We start from the raw sequence: 16,113 nt of genomic DNA, 5'->3' as shown, positions 1-16,113 counted from the left end.
CGTGGCACGCTTCGGCAGAAGGCGTTGACCGCGACGGAGACCGCTGGGTGCAACCGGAAGCCGTTTAGCCGCGACCGCGCCCTGGAAAGCTTCCGACCTACTCGTCTCCGAAGCGATACCCGACACCAGGCTCGGTCCGGATGAGACCCGCTGCCGGTCCCAGCTTCTGCCTCAGGTGGCCGACATAGACGCGCAGGTATTGCGCGTCCTCGACATGCGCCGGGCCCCAGACCGCGGTCAGCAACTGGCGCTGCGTGACCACCCGGCCCTCCCCGCCGCGGACCAATGCGGCGAGCAGGTCCCATTCGCGCGGGGTCAGTTTCAGTGGCTCACCACCTGCCACCCGCGCCGTCCGCCTGCCAAGATCCACCTCCAGCGGACCGGCCCGCACGACGGTGGCTGCCGGCTGCTGCGCTGCCGCTCCGGCGCGCCGCAGCCCGGCCCGGATGCGGGCCAGCAGCTCGCCCAGCGCGAAGGGCTTCTCGACGTAGTCGTCCGCCCCGGCGTCGAGCGCGGCCACCTTCTCGCCTTCCTGGTCGCGGGCGGACAAGACGACCACGGGCGCCGCGGTGAAGCCGCGCAGCCGGGGAATCGCCAGCTTTCCGTCGCCGTCTGGCAGGCCGAGGTCGAGCAGCACCAGCGCCGGCGCCCGCTCGGCCGCCAGGCGCAGCCCTTCGGCCATCGTCATGGCTCGCAGCGGTGCGTAGCCCGCCGCCTCCAGCGCCGGACCCAGGAAGCGGTGGATCTGCGGCTCGTCGTCCACGACGAGGATGCGCGGCGGGGCGACCTCGCTCATGCGCTGGGAAACCTGACGACCACCCGTGTCCCGCGCCCGTCCGGCATCGCCGGGCTCTCGGCGGCGATGCGTCCGCCCATGGCCTGGACGAGGCCGCGGCAGATGGCCAAGCCAAGACCGCTGCCGGCGGCCACCCGGTCGGCGCGCGTGGCGCGGAAGAACGGGTCGAAGATCCGGGGCAGGTCCTCGCGCGGGATGCCCGGCCCGTCGTCCTCGACTGCGATCAGGACCTCCGCACCCTCCCGCCCGGCCCGCGCACGAACCTGCCCGCCGGGCGCCGAGAACTTCAGCGCGTTGTCCAGCAGGTTGGCCAGGACCTGATCGAGGAGGGCAGGGTCGAGGCGCGGCGCGACCGGCCGCAGCCCGGGGTCCAGCGCGATCTCCCGCCCATGCGCCCGAGCGGCGCGCGCGGCGGCGGTCTCCAGCGCCTCCGCCAGGTCCACCGGCTCGCGCCGCGGCGCCACCTGGCGGTTCTCGATGCGCACCATGTCGAGGATGTTGGCGATCCAGCGGGACAGGCGCTCCGTCTCCTCCTCGGCGGCGGCCAGCAGGTCGGCGCGGGTCGCCTCCGACAGCGCCGGGCCGGATGTCCGCAGCGTCGAAATCGCGCCGCGGATGGAGGTGAGGGGCGTCCTGAGGTCATGGCCGAGCGAGGTCAGGAGCGCGGTGCGCAGCGCCTCCGTCTCGGCCATCGCCTCGCCGCGGGCGCGCTCCTCCATCAGCTCGGCGCGCTCGAGTGCGACGGCCGCCTGGTCCAGCAGCGCATCCAGGGCGCGGTCGGCCTCGCCGTCGAGTGGGCCGCCGGTCTCCGGCCGACGCAGCCCGACCAGGCCCGCAAGGCCATGGGCAGTGCGCATCGGGCGGAACTGCCAGGCGACGGAAGGTAGGGTATCGGTGCCATGGCCTGCGGCACGGCGGTTGGCGACGGCCCAGCGCGCGGCGGCCATGCTGGACTCGTCCGGTTCCACCTCGACCGGCACGCTGGCGCGCAGCACCGGCTCGGGCGCCGTCTCGCCCGGCAGGGGCGGCAGCAGCAGCAGCACGCAGGCGGGCCCGGCCGCGATGCGCGACGCCTCCTCGGCGATCGCCTGTACCAGGTCGCCCTTGCCGCCCGGGGCGCCCAGGCGGCGGCTGAACTCGACGAGGCGGCGCAGGCCGAGCATCCGCGCCCGCGTGGCGCGGACCGACCGCCCGAGGCCGCCGGTGGTGCCGGCCAGCAGCAGCGCGACGAGGGTGAAGACGACGACGCCGACCACGTCCTGCGGGCCGGCGATGGTCAGAGTGTAGCGCGGCGGCAGGAACAGGAAGTTCCAGGCCAGAAAGGAAAGGGCCGCGGCCAGGGCGCCCTGGACCGGACCGAAGCCCACGGCGGCCGCCACGATCGGCACGAGGTAGATCATGCCGAGCGCGCCTTCGGGCACGACGCCGTCGAAGACGAGGCCGAGCGCGGTCGCCCCCGCGACGAGGGCGGGGGTGCCATCCAGCCCGCCCAGCGCGGAAGCGCGCGCCGTTCGGGCGGAAGGCTGCGCGGCGTGCCGGCCGGCTCTGGAACCACATGGAGCGTGAAGTCGCCGGCCCGGCGCAGCAGCGCCGCCGACAGCGTCCGGCCGGCCAGCCGCCGCCACCGGGCCGGACGGCCGCGACCGATGACGAGGTGCGTCACGTTGCGCGCCTGCGCCTCACGCAGGATGGCGGCGGGCAGGTCGGCGCCGACCACCGTCTCGGCTTCTGCGCCGAGCCGCTCCGCCAGGCGCAGCGCGGGGCCGGGATCGGCGGACGGGTCGGCCGTCGGCTGCTCGACATGCAGGGCGAGGAGCGGTGCCTTCAGCGCATCCGCGACGCGGCGCGCCTCCCGGACCACGGTCTCGGCCGCGGGATCTGAGCCGATCAGCGCCATGACGCGGTCGCCGGCCGGCCAGGGACCGGCAATGGCATTGGCGCGCATGTAGCCGGTGACATCCGCGTCCACCCGCTCCGCCGTGCGGCGCAGCGCCATCTCGCGCAGGGCAGCGAGGTTGCCCTCGCGGAAGAAGCCGCGCAGCGCGCGCGCCGCCTGGTCGGGGCGGTAGATGCGGCCCTGGCGCATGCGCTCGATCAGCTCGGCGGGCGGGATGTCGATCAGCTCGACCGCGTCGGCCTCAGTCAGCACGCGGTCCGGCACCGTCTCCGCCACCCGCACGCCGGTGATGCGCGCCACCGCCTCCGAGAGGCTTTCCAGGTGCTGGACGTTCATCGTCGTCCAGACCTCAATGCCGGCGCCGCGCGCAACTCCTCCACGTCCTGCCAACGCTTCGGGTGACGGCTGCCAGGGGCGTTGCTGTGCGCCAACTCGTCCAGCAGCAGGATCTGGGGGCGCCGCATCAGCGCGGCGTCGAGGTCGAATTCCTCCAGCGCCTGTCCGCGGTAGGGCATGCGCGCGCGCGGCAGGACCGGCAGCTCGCCAATGCCGGCCTGCGTCTCCGCGCGGCCATGCGTCTCCACAATGCCGGCCAGGACATCGCTGCCGCCAGCGAGACGCCGCCGGGCCTCGGCCAGCATCTCCATCGTCTTGCCGACGCCGGGGGCGGCGCCGAGGAACACCTTCAGCCGGCCGCGCCCTTCCTGTCGCGCGAGCGCGAGCAGGGCGTCGGGGTCGGGGCGGCGCGGCGTCGCACTCATGTCGTCCCAATAGCAGGCCCTGCGCAGCGCGGCGCGCGTCTTTACGCCGTCTTTATGCCGCCGGCCCGGATCCCGCATGGAGCCTTTACGCGCGCCTGGCCTAAGCCCGTCCGGACCATCGAATGGAAATTCCAGGCATGCTCGACCTTCTCCTGCTGTCGCTCGGCGTCGGCCTCTTCGGACTGATGGCAACCTATGCGGTCGGCTGCGAGCGGGTGTGACCGACGTGACTGAGCTCATCCTCGGCGGCGTCGTGGTCACCGCCCTTCTCCTGTACCTGCTGTGGGCGCTGCTGCGTCCCGAGGACCTGTAATCCCATGACCTTGATCGGCTGGGCGCAGATTGCGCTCGTCCTTGCCGCCGTGCTGGCGGCGGCCGTTCCCTTGGCCCGGTACATCGCCGCGGTCGCGGCGGGGCGCGTCACCTTTCTCTCGCCGGTCGAGCGGGCGATCTACGCCGCGGGCGGTATCGAACCCACCCGCGCGATGGGCTGGAAGATGTACACGCTGGCGATGCTCGCGACCAATCTCGCGGGCTTCCTGGCCCTCTACGCCCTGCTGCGGCTGCAAGGAGAACTGCCCTTCAACCCGCAGGGCTTCGACGGCGTGCCGCCCTGGCTCGCCTTCAACACCGCCATCAGCTTCGTCACCAACACCAACTGGCAGGCCTACAGCGGCGAGGCGGCGATGAGCTACCTCAGCCAGATGGTCGGCCTTTCGGTGCAAAACTTCCTCTCGGCCGCCACCGGCATCGCGCTGGCCCTGGCAGTCAGCCGCGCCTTTGCAGGCGGCGGGCTGCGGGGCCTAGGCAACTTCTGGGCCGATATCGTGCGCGTGACGCTCTATGTCCTGCTGCCGCTCGCCCTGGTGCTGGGCCTCGCCTTCGTGGCCTTGGGCGTGCCGCAGACGCTCTCGGCCTATGCCGAGGCGACGACGCTGGAAGGCGCGACGCAGACCATCCCGCTCGGCCCGGCGGCCTTCCAGGTTGCGATCAAGCACCTCGGCACCAATGGCGGCGGCTTCTTCGGCGCGAACTCGGCGCATCCGTTCGAGGGGCCATCGGCGCTGGCGACTGCCCTGCAGATCTGGGCGCAGCAGGTGATCCCCTTCGCCCTGGCGCTCACCTTCGGGCACATCGTGCGGGACATCCGCCAGGGCTGGGCGCTGCTGGTGGTCATGGTGGCGTTCGTCCTCGCCGGCACCTGGATGGTCTATGCGGCCGAGGCCGGCGGCAATCCGCTGCATCTCGCGCTCGGCCTCGATGCCGCGCAGGGCAACATGGAGGGCAAGGAGGTCCGCTTCGGCCAGGCGCTGGTCGCGCTGTTCACCGCGACCACCACCGGCGCCTCCTGCGGCGCGGTCAACGCGATGTTCGACAGCTTCACCCCGCTGGGCGGGCTGGTGCCGCTGTTCCTGATCCAGCTCGGTGAGGTGCTGCCGGGCGGCGTGGGCTCCGGCCTCTACGGCATGCTCGTCTTCGTGCTGCTGGCGGTCTTCGTCGCCGGGCTGATGGTCGGCCGCACGCCGGAATACCTCGGCAAGAAGGTGCAGGCGCGGGAGGTCAAGCTGGCGATGCTGGCGGTGCTGGTGCTGCCCGCCGCGATCCTGGGCTTCACCGCGGTCGCGGTCGTGCTGCCCGTGGCGGTGGCGTCGATCCAGGACCAGGGGCCGCATGGGCTGAGCGAGATGCTCTACGCCTACACCTCGGCGGCAGGGAACAACGGCTCGGCCTTCGGCGGGCTGACGGCCGACACGCCCTGGCTGAACACGACCCTGGGCATCGCCATGCTGCTCGGCCGCTTCGGCTACGTGGTGCCGGTGATGGCGATCGCCGGCTCGCTAGCCGCCAAGCCGAAGCTCGCCGCCTCCGCCGGCACCTTCCCGACCCACGGCCCGCTCTTCGTCGGGCTGCTGGCCGGCGTGATCCTGATCCTCGGCGGGCTGCAATTCATGCCCGCCCTCGCGCTTGGCCCGGTCGCCGAGCACTTCATGCTCGCCGCCGGCAAGAGCTTCTGAGGCTGTTCCCATGGACATGACATCCCCCATCCCCGCGGGGGACGCCCGCCGCGCGACCCGCGGCGGTGCCTTCCTCTCCGGTCCGATCGCCCGGCGGGCGGCGCTGGACGCGTTCGGCAAGCTCGATCCGCGCCGGCTGGTGCGGAACCCGGTGATCTTCGTCACGGAGGTCGTGGCGATCCTGGTGACCGTCCTGGCCGTCCGCGCCCTGGCGCTCGGGCAACCCTGGACCTTCCAGGCCGGAATCGCGCTCTGGCTCTGGCTCACCGTGCTCTTCGCCACCTTTGCCGAAGCGGTGGCGGAAGGCCGCGGCCGTGCCCAGGCCGAGAGCCTGCGCCGCGCCCGCACCGATACCCGGGCGAAGCTGCTGCTGCGTGGGGACGACCGCACGCTGTGGCAACCGCGCGGCGCGACGGAGTTGCGCGTCGGCGACCTGGTGCTGGTCGAAGCCGGCGACCTCGTGCCCTCCGACGGCGAGGTGGTCGAGGGCATCGCCAGCGTGAACGAGGCAGCCGTAACCGGCGAGAGCGCGCCGGTGATCCGCGAGAGTGGCGGCGACCGCAGCGCCGTCACCGGCGGCACGCTCGTCGTGTCCGACTGGATCGTGGTGCGCAACACGGCGGCGCCGGGCTCCACCTTCCTCGACCGCATGATCTCCCTGGTGGAGGGCGCGGCGCGACAGAAGACGCCGAACGAGATCGCGCTCGACATCCTGCTCGCCGGCATGACGATCATCTTCCTGATCGCGGTGGCCTCGCTGGTGGGGCTCGCAAGCTGGAACGGCCAGCCGCCCTCCGTCGCTGTGCTGGCGGCGCTGCTGGTCACGCCTGATCCCGACGACGATCGGCGGCCTGCTTTCCGCCATCGGCATCGCCGGCATGGACCGCTTGGTGCGCTTCAACGTGCTGGCGACCAGCGGCCGCGCGGTGGAGGCCGCCGGCGACGTGGATGTGCTGCTGCTGGACAAGACCGGCACCATCACGCTCGGCAACCGGCAGGCGGCGGCGTTCGTTCCAGTTCCCGGCGTGACGGAGCGCGCGCTCGCGGAGGCGGCGGCGCTCGCCTCCCTGGCCGACGAGACGCCGGAGGGGCGCTCCATCCTGGCCTTCGCGCGGGAGCGGCATGGCGTCGTCGCGTCCGCGCTGCCGGAGGGTGCGCGGGTGATCCCCTTCACCGCGCAGACCCGCATCTCCGGCCTCGACCTGCCGGGCGGCGCCTACCGCAAGGGCGCGGTGGACGCGCTGCTGCGCGCCCTGGGCGGCGATGTACCGGCCGAGCTGCGTACCGCTACGGACCGGATCGCGCGCGCGGGCGGCACACCGCTGGCCGTGGCGCAAGACGGCAGGCTACTCGGCGCGATCGAGCTGAAGGACATCGTCAAGACCGGCATGCGCGCCCGCTTCGACGCACTGCGCCGCATGGGTATCCGCACGGTGATGGTCACCGGCGACAACCGCCTCACTGCGGCCGCGATCGCCGCCGAGGCCGGGGTGGACGACTTCATCGCGGAGGCGACGCCCGAGGACAAGCTGGCCTATATCCGCCGCGCCCAGGGCGAGGGGCGGCTGGTGGCGATGGCCGGCGACGGCACCAACGACGCGCCGGCGCTGGCCCAGGCGGATGTGGGCCTCGCCATGCAGACCGGCACCCAGGCGGCCCGCGAGGCCGGCAACATGGTGGACCTCGACAGCGATCCGACCAAGCTGATCGAGGTGGTGGAGATCGGCAAGCAGTTGCTCATTACCCGCGGCGCGCTGACCACCTTCTCGATCGCGAACGACGTGGCGAAATACTTCGCCATCCTGCCAGCGATCTTCGTGGCGTCCTATCCGGAGCTCGGAGCTCTGAACGTCATGCGTCTCGCCTCGCCCGAGAGCGCGATCCTGTCGGCCGTGATCTTCAACGCGCTGATTATCGTGGCGCTTGTGCCGCTGGCGCTGCGCGGCGTGCGCTACGTGCCCGTCGGCGCCACGGCGCTGCTGCGGCGGAACCTGCTGATCTACGGGCTGGGCGGCCTCGTCGCGCCCTTCGCCGGGATCAAGCTGATCGACCTTCTCCTCGTCCTGCTGGGGCTCGCCTGACCATGATTGCCATCCTTCGCCCCGCCATCGCCGTGGTCGCTCTGTTCACGCTGCTCCTCGGCCTCGCCGTGCCACTGGCCTTCACCGGGATCGCTGGCACAATCTTCCCTGGGCGAGCCGGCGGTAGCCTCGTCCAGGTGGACGGCAAGGTCATCGGCTCGGATCTTCTCGGCCAGGACTTCACCTCCGATCGCTACTTCCACCCGCGCCCGTCCGCGACCTCGCCGCAACCCTACAATGCGGCTGCCTCCGCCGCTTCGCAGCTCGGCCCAACCTCCGCGTCGCTCCTGGCGGCGATGAGGGAGCGCGTGGCGTCGCTCGACGGTGGGTCCGTGCCGGCCGACGCCGTCACCGCCTCCGGCTCCGGGCTCGACCCGCATGTCAGCCCGGAGACTGCGGCGCGGCAGGTCGGCCGGGTGGCGCGGGCGCGCGGGCTGCCGGAGGGACGCCTTGCCGAGTTGGTCGCGCAGCACACCGAAGGCCGCGAGTTCGGCGTGCTGGGTGAGCCGCGCGTGAATGTCCTGCGCCTCAACCTCGCGCTCGATGCCTTGCGGTGACCTGCCGGCCGGCGGCCCGAGGAGACACGGATGCGTCGCCCGGATCTGGCCCTAGGCGGAAGGGTCAATTGGTCTGTTGCCCAGCCGCGTTCGCTGTGCCGCGCTTCTTTGTCCGCTCGGCGGCCAGGCTGTGAAGCTCGGCTGTAGCCGGAGGCGCGAAGGTTAGTGAAGCCAGCCGAAGAATGGGCTGGCTCGCGTCGGTGATGAAGGCACTGTAGTGCTTGTCGATCATCGCGGTGGAGGTGTCGTGGACGGCCGCCACCAACCGTGCAGGTAGATTGACCTGAAGCCCGCGGATAATCGATGAGTGACGGAGGCAGTAGGGGACAAGGTCGATGGCCAGCTCGGCTTGCGTCAATGCCGCGCGCCATGGCCGGGTCATCTCACTGGCTACCGACCAGGGGCGTCGTTCGGTCCGTTCCCATTCAGGGAGCCGTCCGGTCGCCTTGTCACCTTCAACCTGCTTGTGGTGCCAGCGGAGCAGCAGGCGCTCCTGCCCGCGTCGGCCCGCGATGAGGGAGCGCAAGCGCGCCAGCACGTAATCCGGCAGTGGAATAGTGATATGTGTCTGCGCCTTTGTACCACGACCTTTTTTCGATGTCGGAACCATGATGCGGCGGTTGCTGATCTGCAGGTCCGCTACTGTCAGCCGAGCCGCTTGGTCGAGATCGGCATCCAGTGGCAGCCAGTACGAGTACGAGCGCGCCGAAATCGGCATCCTGGGCATAGGCGGCTTCAACTATCCGCAGCACGTCAGTATCGGAAACGTGTTGCTTCTCGCGCGCGCGGTCGGGCGCCTCTGGGGCACGTAGCCCCTCGCGGATCGTCATGAGTACGTCCGCCGGTAGGCGCGCCTTTCGCCCAGCATGGGTCAGGGCGGCGCGGAAATCGTTCAAGAGTCTCGCCAGCGTGGCATTGGCGAGAGGCGGGGCGTCGTCCTTGACGCCGCGACCGCCGCGCCGGAGTCCGTCCCGCCATTGGGCAAGATGCTCGTCGGTCAGCGCGGCGAGAGCGACATCGGCCAGCGGCGCGAGCCAGCACGTGGTGTCCCAGTCGCAGTTCGGCGTCGCGGCCCGTACGGAGTGAGCGAGTCTTGCGGCTGGCGATGTAGTTGGCCACCGCATTTCTCACGGTGATCGTGCCCGCCGCCGATGCCGCGACCCTTGCCGCTACCGCCCGTTGCCGACCCCATTCCCTCGCGGCCCGCGCGGCTTGGTCATAGGTAAAGGGGACGACCCCCTCGGGCGCGGTCGGAAGGTCGTCGGCTGGCCCGAGGCTCTCTGTTTCGTACCGACCATCGCCGAGATACCGGCGGGCAAGCCAGGTTCCCGCATGCCCATCGACCATGGAGCGGCGATATCCGAGGTGAATCCCTTCTTCCACAACGCGGAAATAGGGCTTGTGGCGCGCGTCCAGCCTCGGTCGCGACGTGCGCCCCCGAGCGCCTCCTCCTTCACCCGCTTCGCCATTACCCGCTCCATGGTCCAATATGGGGTCTAATATCCGCCCTGGACCGTCGAGGAGCAACGGGAAACAGAAGTGTTCTTTATCAGCGTATTAGAGCGTCCCCAGTTGTCTCAGGATGTCTCAAAAAGGCTCATCTTTACGCCCTCTCACGGCGGTAACAGGGGTTCAGATCCCCTAGGGGACGCCAATCTTTTCCATGGATTGGTCTGGGTCAGCGCCTCAGACCGCAGCGTCCGGCTTTCTCCGTCAGGTCCCGCACCCCGGCCAGCGTGCCCGTCGCCTCCAGCCCGGTTTGGGCTGCGCCCTGCCTCGCCATGCCTGAACCGACAGTGCGCATTGGTACGTCGCAGTTTCCGGCTCCCACCGGCACCGCAATGGGCCGGTGGCGGAGGCATATACGTGGCACCGGTCGCCGCACCGACCATCAGGTGCACCGCCAGGGCTTTGCGGAGGGCGCGCTGGGTTCAGGCGATCACACGTCAGGCCGCACTGCGGTGCAGCGGGCAGGTGTTGAAGCCAAGCAGGCTGTAGGCCGGGCAGGTCCCAACGAGCCCCGTCACGAGCGGCACGATGCCGATCGCGCCCCACCAGCCCAGAGGGCCGAACAGGCCCAAGGCCAACAGGATGACGCCAGCCGCGATCCGCAGCCACTTGTCCATGCCACCGACGTTCTTCGTCATCGTCCATCTCCTTGCAAATCCAGGCAGCCCTGCAAGCCTACCCGGCGCCGGGTCTATGCTGCGTTGATCCGCCGCAAACCGGGTTGGTTCGGCGCGTCGTGAGCCCGTGGCGCGCCGCCTCCCGGTTCTCGAGCGGCAGATGGCGTGAGGATCGCCCCAATACTTGGCTCGTCCGCCGTCTGCGGCCGGCTCGGGCGTGTGCAGGGCGCGCGCCATCCCCCGATGGCGAATGGGATGGTCATCAGCGGTGGTCCGTGCAGGGTTCGGTCCTCCGCGATCGTGTTGCGGCGTCCGCTTAGCGCGTCCGCGCAACCGCTGGTGCCGCGCCGGCCGCCGCCCTCCGCCCGGCCACCAGATGGAAGATCCCCATCCCTGCGAGCATGGAGGCGACGAAGAGCGACGCCTTCCAGCCGCCGAAGCCGAGCGCGGCGAGCGCCGGCCCCGGGCAGAAGCCCGCCAGGCCCCAGCCCAGGCCGAACAGCACCGCGCCGCCCAGCAGCCGCGCGTCGATCGCGCCCCGCGCTGGCGCCGCGAAGGCCGGTGCGCAGAGCGGGGCGGCGCGCCGCGCCCCCAGCCGGAAGCCGATGGCCGCGACCGGGATGGCGCCAGCCATAACGAAGGCGAGGCTTGGGTCCCAGTTGCCGGCGAGGTCGAGGAAGGCCAGCACCTTGGCAGGGTTCGCCATGCCCGAGAGCACGAGCCCGGTGCCGAACAGCGCGCCGGCGGCCAGCGCGGCGAGGATGCGGCGCATTGCGTCAGCCCCCCGCCAGGTGCCGGACGGCGAAGACCATCGCCGCGGCGGTCGCCATGAAGGCCGCCGTCGCGGCGAACGAGCGCGGCGAGAGCCGCGCCAGTCCGCAGACGCCGTGGCCGCTGGTGCAGCCCGAGCCGAGCCGCGTGCCGAAGCCGACCAGCAGCCCGGCCGCGGCCAGCGTAACCGGCCCCGCCGCGATCCGCAGGTCGGGCGGGCCGAGCAGGACCGCCCAGGCCAGCGGCGCGCCGACCAGCCCGGCGAGGAAGGCGAGCCGCCAAGCGTGGTCGCCGCCTGGCGCCGCGGCCAGGCCGCCGAGGATGCCGCTGATCCCGGCGATCCGGCCGAGCGAGAGCCAGAGCAGCGCCGCCGCGGCACCGATCAGCACGCCGCCGGCGGCGGAGGCGAGGGGGTGGATCCCGTCATGCTCGGCCTCCCGCTCCGCTCAGCCCGTGAGCTCGGGCTTGGCCAGCCACTCGCGCCCGCGCAGCATGGCCTTCCAGTACATCCAGGGCAGCATGCGCTCCTTGAGCAGCCAGGCGAGCCGGCTCGGCTTCCGCCCGTCGATCAGCCAGGCGGGGAAGCTCGGCAGCAGCCGACCGCCATAGCCGAACTCGGCGAGCACGATCTTCCCGCGCTCGACCGTCAGCGGGCAGGAGCCGTAGCCGTCATAGACCGCATCGCCCTCCTGCATCCTGCCCATGTCGCGCAGCATGTTGTGGGCGACGATCGGCGCCTGCTTGCGCGCCGCGGCGGCGGTCTTGGCGTTCGGCGCGTTGCAGGCATCGCCCAGGCCGTAGATGCCGGGGAAGCGCTTGTGGCGGAGCGTCGCCGGGTCCACGTCCATCCAGCCCGCGGCATCCGCCAGCGGCGAGACGCGCAGGAAGTCCGGCGCCGCCTGCGGCGGGACGACGTGGATCATGTCGAAGCGCCGCTCCACCACCTCCGCCGTGCCGTCCGGGCGGGTGCGGGTAAACCAGGCGGTGCGCGCCGGGCCGTCGATGCGGCTCAGCGTTTCCTGGAAGTTCAGGTGGATGCCGTAGCGGTCCACGTACTCCATCAGCGCCGGCACATAGTCCTTCACGCCGAACAGCACGGCGCCGGCGTTGCAGAACTGGATGTCCACGTCGCGCAGGACGCCGGCCTGCCGCCAGTGGTCGGCCGCCAGATAGATCGCCTTCTGCGGCGCGCCGGCGCATTTGATGGGCATGGGCGGCTGGGTGAACAGCGCCGTCCCGCGCCTCAGGCCCCGCACCAGCTCCCAGGTATAGGGGGCGAGGTCGTAGCGGTAGTTGGAGGTGACGCCGTTGCGGCCGAGCGTCTCGGGCAGGCCCTCGATCCCGCCCCAGTCCAGCTTCAGGCCCGGCGCGACGATCAGCCGGCCATAGGTGACGACGCGGCAGCCGTCGAGAATCAGCGCGTTGTTCTCCGGCTCGAAGGCGGCGACCGCGGCCTTGATCCACGCGACCCCGGGCGGGATCAGCGAGGCCATGGTCTTCGCCGTCCAGCGCGGGTCGAAGATGCCGCCGCCCACCATGGTCCAGCCGGGCTGGTAGTAGTGGATGTCGGCGGGATCGAGGATGGCGATGTCGAGGTCGGGCGCGCGCGCCTTCAGGCTGGAGGCGACGGCGATGCCCGCCGCGCCGCCGCCCACGATCACCACCTCGTGCCGGACCTCGCCGGACGCGGTCGGCGTGCGGCCGCCATTGGCGATGCGGCGGGCGACGCCGCCGAGGTCGTAGCCGGCGGCCCTTGCCGCGGCGAGGATCTCCGGCAGCGCCCGGCCGCGCGCCGCCGCCGTGAGCGCCCAGAGCGTGGCGGAGCGCGTGCCGCTGCGGCAATAGGCGAGCACCGGCCCGGGCAGGCGGTCGAGCAGGGCGCCGAACCGCGCCGCATCCTCGTCGGTGACCTTGCCGGACAGGACCGGCAGGTAGGCGGCCTCGAGCCCGGCTTCCCGGGCGGCGCGCTCGATCTCCTCGAAGCCGGGCTGGTCGGCGCCCTCGCCGTCGGGCCGGTTGCAGACGACGGCGCGGAAGCCGGCGGCGGCGAGCGCCGCGGCGTCCTCGGGGCGGATCTGCGGCGCGACCGAGACGGTCGGCGACAGGGGCTTCGCGTCCATGGCCTCTCTCCTTTCGCGTCCGCTCAGAAGGCGTCCAGCGGCACCTTGAGGAACCGCTTGCCGTCCGGGCCGGCCGACGGCAGCCGGCCCGCATGCATGTTCACCTGGATGGAGGGGATGATCAGCCGCGGCATGGAGAGCGTCGCGTCGCGCGCGGTGCGCATGGCCACGAACTCCTCCTCCGTCACGCCGTCGCGGACATGGATGTTCTCCGCCCGCTCGGCGGCGACCGTCGTCTCCCAGCGGATCTCGCGGCCATTCGGGCCGTAGTCGTGGCACATGAAGAGCCGCGTCTCGGGCGGCAGCGCCAGCACGCGGCGGATGGAGCGGAACAGCGTGCGGGCGTCGCCGCCGGGGAAGTCGGCTCGCGCCGTCCCGCCATCCGGCATGAACAGCGTGTCGCCGACGAAGGCCGCGTCGCCCATCGCATGTGTCATGCAGGCCGGGGTGTGGCCGGGCGTGTGCAGCGCGACGCAGCGCATCCCGCCCACCTGGTAGGTGTCGCCGTCCTGGAAGAGGCGGTCGAACTCGCCGCCATCCCGGCGCCACGCGGTGCCCTCGTTGAACACCTTGCCGAAGGTCTCCTGCACCACCGTGATGCGCTCGCCGATGCCGATCCTGCCGCCGAGCTGGCGCTGGATGTAGGGCGCGGCCGAGAGGTGGTCGGCGTGCACATGCGTCTCGACGAGCCATTCCACGGCGAGGCCGTGGTCGCGGACGAAGGCGATGATGGCGTCGGCGGAGCGCGTGGCGATGCGGCCGGCCGCGTAGTCGAGGTCGAGGACGCTGTCCACGACGGCGCAGGTGGCGGAGCCGGGGTCCTTCACCACGTAGCTGATGGTGTTGGTGTCGGGGTCGAAGAAGGGCCTGACCTCGGGCTGCACGGAGAGGTCGAGGCCGGCGGGGATGTGCGACATGCTTGCGTCCTCCTCGGTATTGGCGGTGGTTCAGGCCTGGCCCAGGGCCGAGCGCCAGAGGATGTAGAGGGCCACGGCGAGGACGATGCCGGCGAAGATCCGGTTGAGCGCGCCGCGGTCGGCGGCGAGGCGGCAGGCTGCGCGCATGCCCAGCCAGCCGCCGGCGACGCCGCCGGCGATGAACTCCGCGGCGACCGCCCAGTCCACCAGGCCGGAGGCGGCGTAGTTCAGGGCGGTGGCCAGGCCGAAGACGCCGACGGCGAGCAGCGAGGTGCCGACGGCGCTGATCATCGGCATGCGCGTGGCGAGGATCAGGCCGGGGACGATCAGGAAGCCGCCGCCGATCCCGAAGAAGCCGGAGAGGAGGCCGACGCCGAGGCCGGTGCCGGCCACGCGCAGCACGACCGGGGCGGTCAGCGCGATCGGACCGCCATCTTCCCCGCCCTTCCGCGGCCGGAGCATGGCGATCCCGACGGCGATCATCATCAGGGCGAAGAGCAGGATCAGCCGCTCGCCGGCCACCATCTTGCCGAGGGTGGATCCGCCGAGCGCGCCCAGCACGCCCGCGACCGCGAATACCGCGGCCACGCCCCAGCGGACATTGCCGGCCCTGGCGTGGCCCGCGAAGTTGACGAAGGCGTTGGCGGAGACCGCCAGGGCCCCGGTGCCGAGCGCCACATGCGGCGAGAGCCCGACCGCATAGAGCAGCAGCGGCGTGGCGACGATGGAGCCGCCGCCGCCGATGAGGCCGAGCACGAAGCCGACGAGGTCCGCCCGAGCCGAGGGCGATGAGGGACTGGACCATCACCGCCTCCCGCCGCCTGGGGGGATCCCAGCAGGCGATGGCGAAGACGCCGGCCTCGCCGGCGTGCCGGGGTGGCGTCGGCATCGAGGACGGTGCGGCGACGGCGGCCGTCGCCGGACGCCTTGGCGGGGCCGCCGCAGGCGCCGCGGCGAGGCCGTCCGCCAGGGCGGAGCGCAACGCCTCGAGGACCCGGCGGACGCGCGCATCCGCCAGCCGGTAGAAGACGGATTTCGCCTCGCGCCGCGTGGCGACCAAGCCGGCCTCGCGCAGCGCGGCGAGCTGTTGCGAGAGGTTGGGTTGCCTGAGGCCCAGCTCGCTCTCGAACCCGGCGACCGCCAGCTCGCCCTCGAGCAGCCGGCAGAGGATGCGCAGCCGCATGGGATGCGCGAGCGCGCGCAGCAGGTCGGCCGCGGCGTCCGGATCGCAGTGGCGCTCGGGCGCGGCGCCGGCGCTCATCGCTGCGTCCCCCGGGCCGCTGCGGCAGGTAGTACCAGGCCGGGGCGCCGGCCTCGGTGCGCGCGGCGGCCTCCTCGATGGTGAGCGGAGGCGGCAGGATGCCCTCCTCGCCGGGCCGCCAGTCGGCCGGGGTGGAGAGGCCGGAGGCGTCGCTCTCCTGCAGGGCGGCGAGGGTGCGCAGCAGCTCCTCGACGCTACGGCCCGTGGTCATGGGATAGTAGGCCAGCATGCGGACGATGCCGGCGGGGTCGATGAAGAAGCTGCCGCGAACGGTGGCGGTGCTGGTATCGGCGGGGTGGAGCATGCCGTAGGCGCGCGCCACCGCCATCGAGATATCCTCGGCGATCGGGAAGGGGATCTCGACGCCGAACTCGGCCCGGATGCTGCGCACCCAGGCAAGGTGCGCGAAAAGGCTGTCCACCGAGAGGCCGAGGAGGTCGCAGCCGAGCGCCTGGAAGCGATCATGGGCACGGGCGAGGGCGATGAACTCGGAGGTGCAGACCGGGGTGAAGTCGGACGGGTGGGAGAAGAGCAGCAGCCAGCGGCCGCGATAGGCGCCGAGGCTGCGCTCGCCCTGGGTGGTGCGCAGGTGGAAGGGCATGGCCGGCTCGCCGAGGCGCGGCGTCCATGCTGGGGCAGCGGCGGCCGGCGCCGCTGGGGCGGCGTCGCCGAGTTGAGGGTCGGGCGTTTGCGGGCTGACGGGCATTGGCATGTGCGGCTGCTCTCGCTTCGACATTATATAAAATAATCATTTGAATATTATCAAGTGAGTCCGGTAGGCTCACTTCGATGTGCAGTCCCTTTCACTCGG

At 71.8% G+C, this 16,113-nt stretch carries 15 protein-coding genes and 3 pseudogenes; 5 read left to right on the top strand and 13 right to left on the bottom strand.

What is annotated here, in order from left to right; all coding sequences use genetic code 11:
* Positions 1 to 97 precede the first annotated feature (97 nt).
* The 4 genes from ACQ86J_RS05075 to ACQ86J_RS05060 are packed head-to-tail and all read right to left on the bottom strand — an operon-like array spanning position 98 to position 3,454.
* Positions 98 to 796, bottom strand: coding sequence for a response regulator (locus ACQ86J_RS05075; protein ID WP_431270262.1), 699 nt, complete (start codon positions 794 to 796; stop codon positions 98 to 100).
* Positions 793 to 2,217, bottom strand: a complete 1,425-nt coding sequence (locus ACQ86J_RS05070; protein ID WP_431270261.1) for a sensor histidine kinase — start codon at positions 2,215 to 2,217, stop codon at positions 793 to 795. The genes ACQ86J_RS05075 and ACQ86J_RS05070 overlap by 4 nt, the downstream gene beginning before the upstream one ends.
* On the bottom strand, positions 2,193 to 3,029 hold the full coding sequence (locus ACQ86J_RS05065; RefSeq protein WP_431270260.1) for a hypothetical protein: 837 nt from the start codon (positions 3,027 to 3,029) through the stop codon (positions 2,193 to 2,195). The genes ACQ86J_RS05070 and ACQ86J_RS05065 overlap by 25 nt, the downstream gene beginning before the upstream one ends.
* Entirely contained in the window at positions 3,026 to 3,454 is a 429-nt protein-coding gene (locus tag ACQ86J_RS05060) for a hypothetical protein (protein ID WP_431270259.1), read from the bottom strand. The genes ACQ86J_RS05065 and ACQ86J_RS05060 overlap by 4 nt, the downstream gene beginning before the upstream one ends.
* A 217-nt stretch (positions 3,455 to 3,671) precedes the next feature.
* On the opposite strand from ACQ86J_RS05060, the gene kdpF reads away from it, so the two are divergent.
* The 5 genes and pseudogenes from kdpF to kdpC all read left to right on the top strand — a co-directional run bounded on the left by kdpF (position 3,672) and on the right by kdpC (position 8,107).
* Complete coding sequence (kdpF, locus tag ACQ86J_RS05055; protein WP_431270258.1) at positions 3,672 to 3,767, top strand: K(+)-transporting ATPase subunit F; 96 nt, start codon at positions 3,672 to 3,674, stop codon at positions 3,765 to 3,767.
* Between the two features lie 4 nt (positions 3,768 to 3,771).
* A complete protein-coding gene (kdpA, locus tag ACQ86J_RS05050) occupies positions 3,772 to 5,469 on the top strand; it encodes a potassium-transporting ATPase subunit KdpA (protein ID WP_431270257.1) in 1,698 nt (565 codons plus the stop codon).
* A gap of 10 nt (positions 5,470 to 5,479) precedes the next feature.
* Positions 5,480 to 6,229, top strand: a pseudogene (locus ACQ86J_RS05045) (potassium-transporting ATPase subunit B); the annotation flags it as partial.
* A gap of 118 nt (positions 6,230 to 6,347) precedes the next feature.
* Positions 6,348 to 7,550, top strand: a complete 1,203-nt coding sequence (kdpB, locus tag ACQ86J_RS05040; RefSeq protein ID WP_431270256.1) for a potassium-transporting ATPase subunit KdpB — start codon at positions 6,348 to 6,350, stop codon at positions 7,548 to 7,550.
* Between the two features lie 2 nt (positions 7,551 to 7,552).
* Positions 7,553 to 8,107: a potassium-transporting ATPase subunit KdpC gene (gene kdpC, locus ACQ86J_RS05035; protein WP_431272300.1), complete on the top strand. Its 555-nt coding sequence runs from the start codon at positions 7,553 to 7,555 to the stop codon at positions 8,105 to 8,107.
* A gap of 64 nt (positions 8,108 to 8,171) precedes the next feature.
* On the opposite strand, the gene ACQ86J_RS05030 is transcribed toward kdpC, so the two are convergent.
* From ACQ86J_RS05030 to ACQ86J_RS04990, 9 genes and pseudogenes are all read right to left on the bottom strand, one after another.
* Complete coding sequence (locus tag ACQ86J_RS05030; protein ID WP_431270255.1) at positions 8,172 to 8,825, bottom strand: hypothetical protein; 654 nt, start codon at positions 8,823 to 8,825, stop codon at positions 8,172 to 8,174.
* 1,228 nt (positions 8,826 to 10,053) lie between these two features.
* A complete protein-coding gene (locus tag ACQ86J_RS05025; RefSeq protein ID WP_431270254.1) occupies positions 10,054 to 10,254 on the bottom strand; it encodes a YgaP family membrane protein in 201 nt (66 codons plus the stop codon).
* Between the two features lie 295 nt (positions 10,255 to 10,549).
* Positions 10,550 to 11,005, bottom strand: coding sequence for a DUF6691 family protein (locus ACQ86J_RS05020; RefSeq protein ID WP_431270253.1), 456 nt, complete (start codon positions 11,003 to 11,005; stop codon positions 10,550 to 10,552).
* Between the two features lie 4 nt (positions 11,006 to 11,009).
* Positions 11,010 to 11,393: a YeeE/YedE family protein gene (locus ACQ86J_RS05015; RefSeq protein ID WP_431270252.1), complete on the bottom strand. Its 384-nt coding sequence runs from the start codon at positions 11,391 to 11,393 to the stop codon at positions 11,010 to 11,012.
* A 57-nt stretch (positions 11,394 to 11,450) separates the two neighbouring features.
* Positions 11,451 to 13,124, bottom strand: a complete 1,674-nt coding sequence (locus ACQ86J_RS05010; RefSeq protein ID WP_431272299.1) for a TIGR01244 family sulfur transferase — start codon at positions 13,122 to 13,124, stop codon at positions 11,451 to 11,453.
* Positions 13,125 to 13,147: 23 nt separating this feature from the next.
* Entirely contained in the window at positions 13,148 to 14,041 is an 894-nt protein-coding gene (locus tag ACQ86J_RS05005) for an MBL fold metallo-hydrolase (protein ID WP_431270251.1), read from the bottom strand.
* A 30-nt stretch (positions 14,042 to 14,071) separates the two neighbouring features.
* On the bottom strand, positions 14,072 to 14,797 hold the full coding sequence (locus tag ACQ86J_RS05000) for a sulfite exporter TauE/SafE family protein (protein ID WP_431270250.1): 726 nt from the start codon (positions 14,795 to 14,797) through the stop codon (positions 14,072 to 14,074).
* 295 nt (positions 14,798 to 15,092) lie between these two features.
* Positions 15,093 to 15,224 (bottom strand): annotated as a pseudogene (locus ACQ86J_RS04995) (ArsR family transcriptional regulator); the annotation flags it as partial.
* 106 nt (positions 15,225 to 15,330) lie between these two features.
* Positions 15,331 to 16,008 (bottom strand): annotated as a pseudogene (locus tag ACQ86J_RS04990) (peroxiredoxin); the annotation flags it as partial.
* Positions 16,009 to 16,113 lie beyond the last annotated feature (105 nt).

It is taken from the genome of Dankookia sp. P2, from assembly GCF_050632255.1.
Lineage (GTDB): Bacteria > Pseudomonadota > Alphaproteobacteria > Acetobacterales > Acetobacteraceae > Paracraurococcus.
Note: the sequence above shows the minus strand (reverse complement) of the source record. Positions and strands in the feature narration are given on the sequence as shown.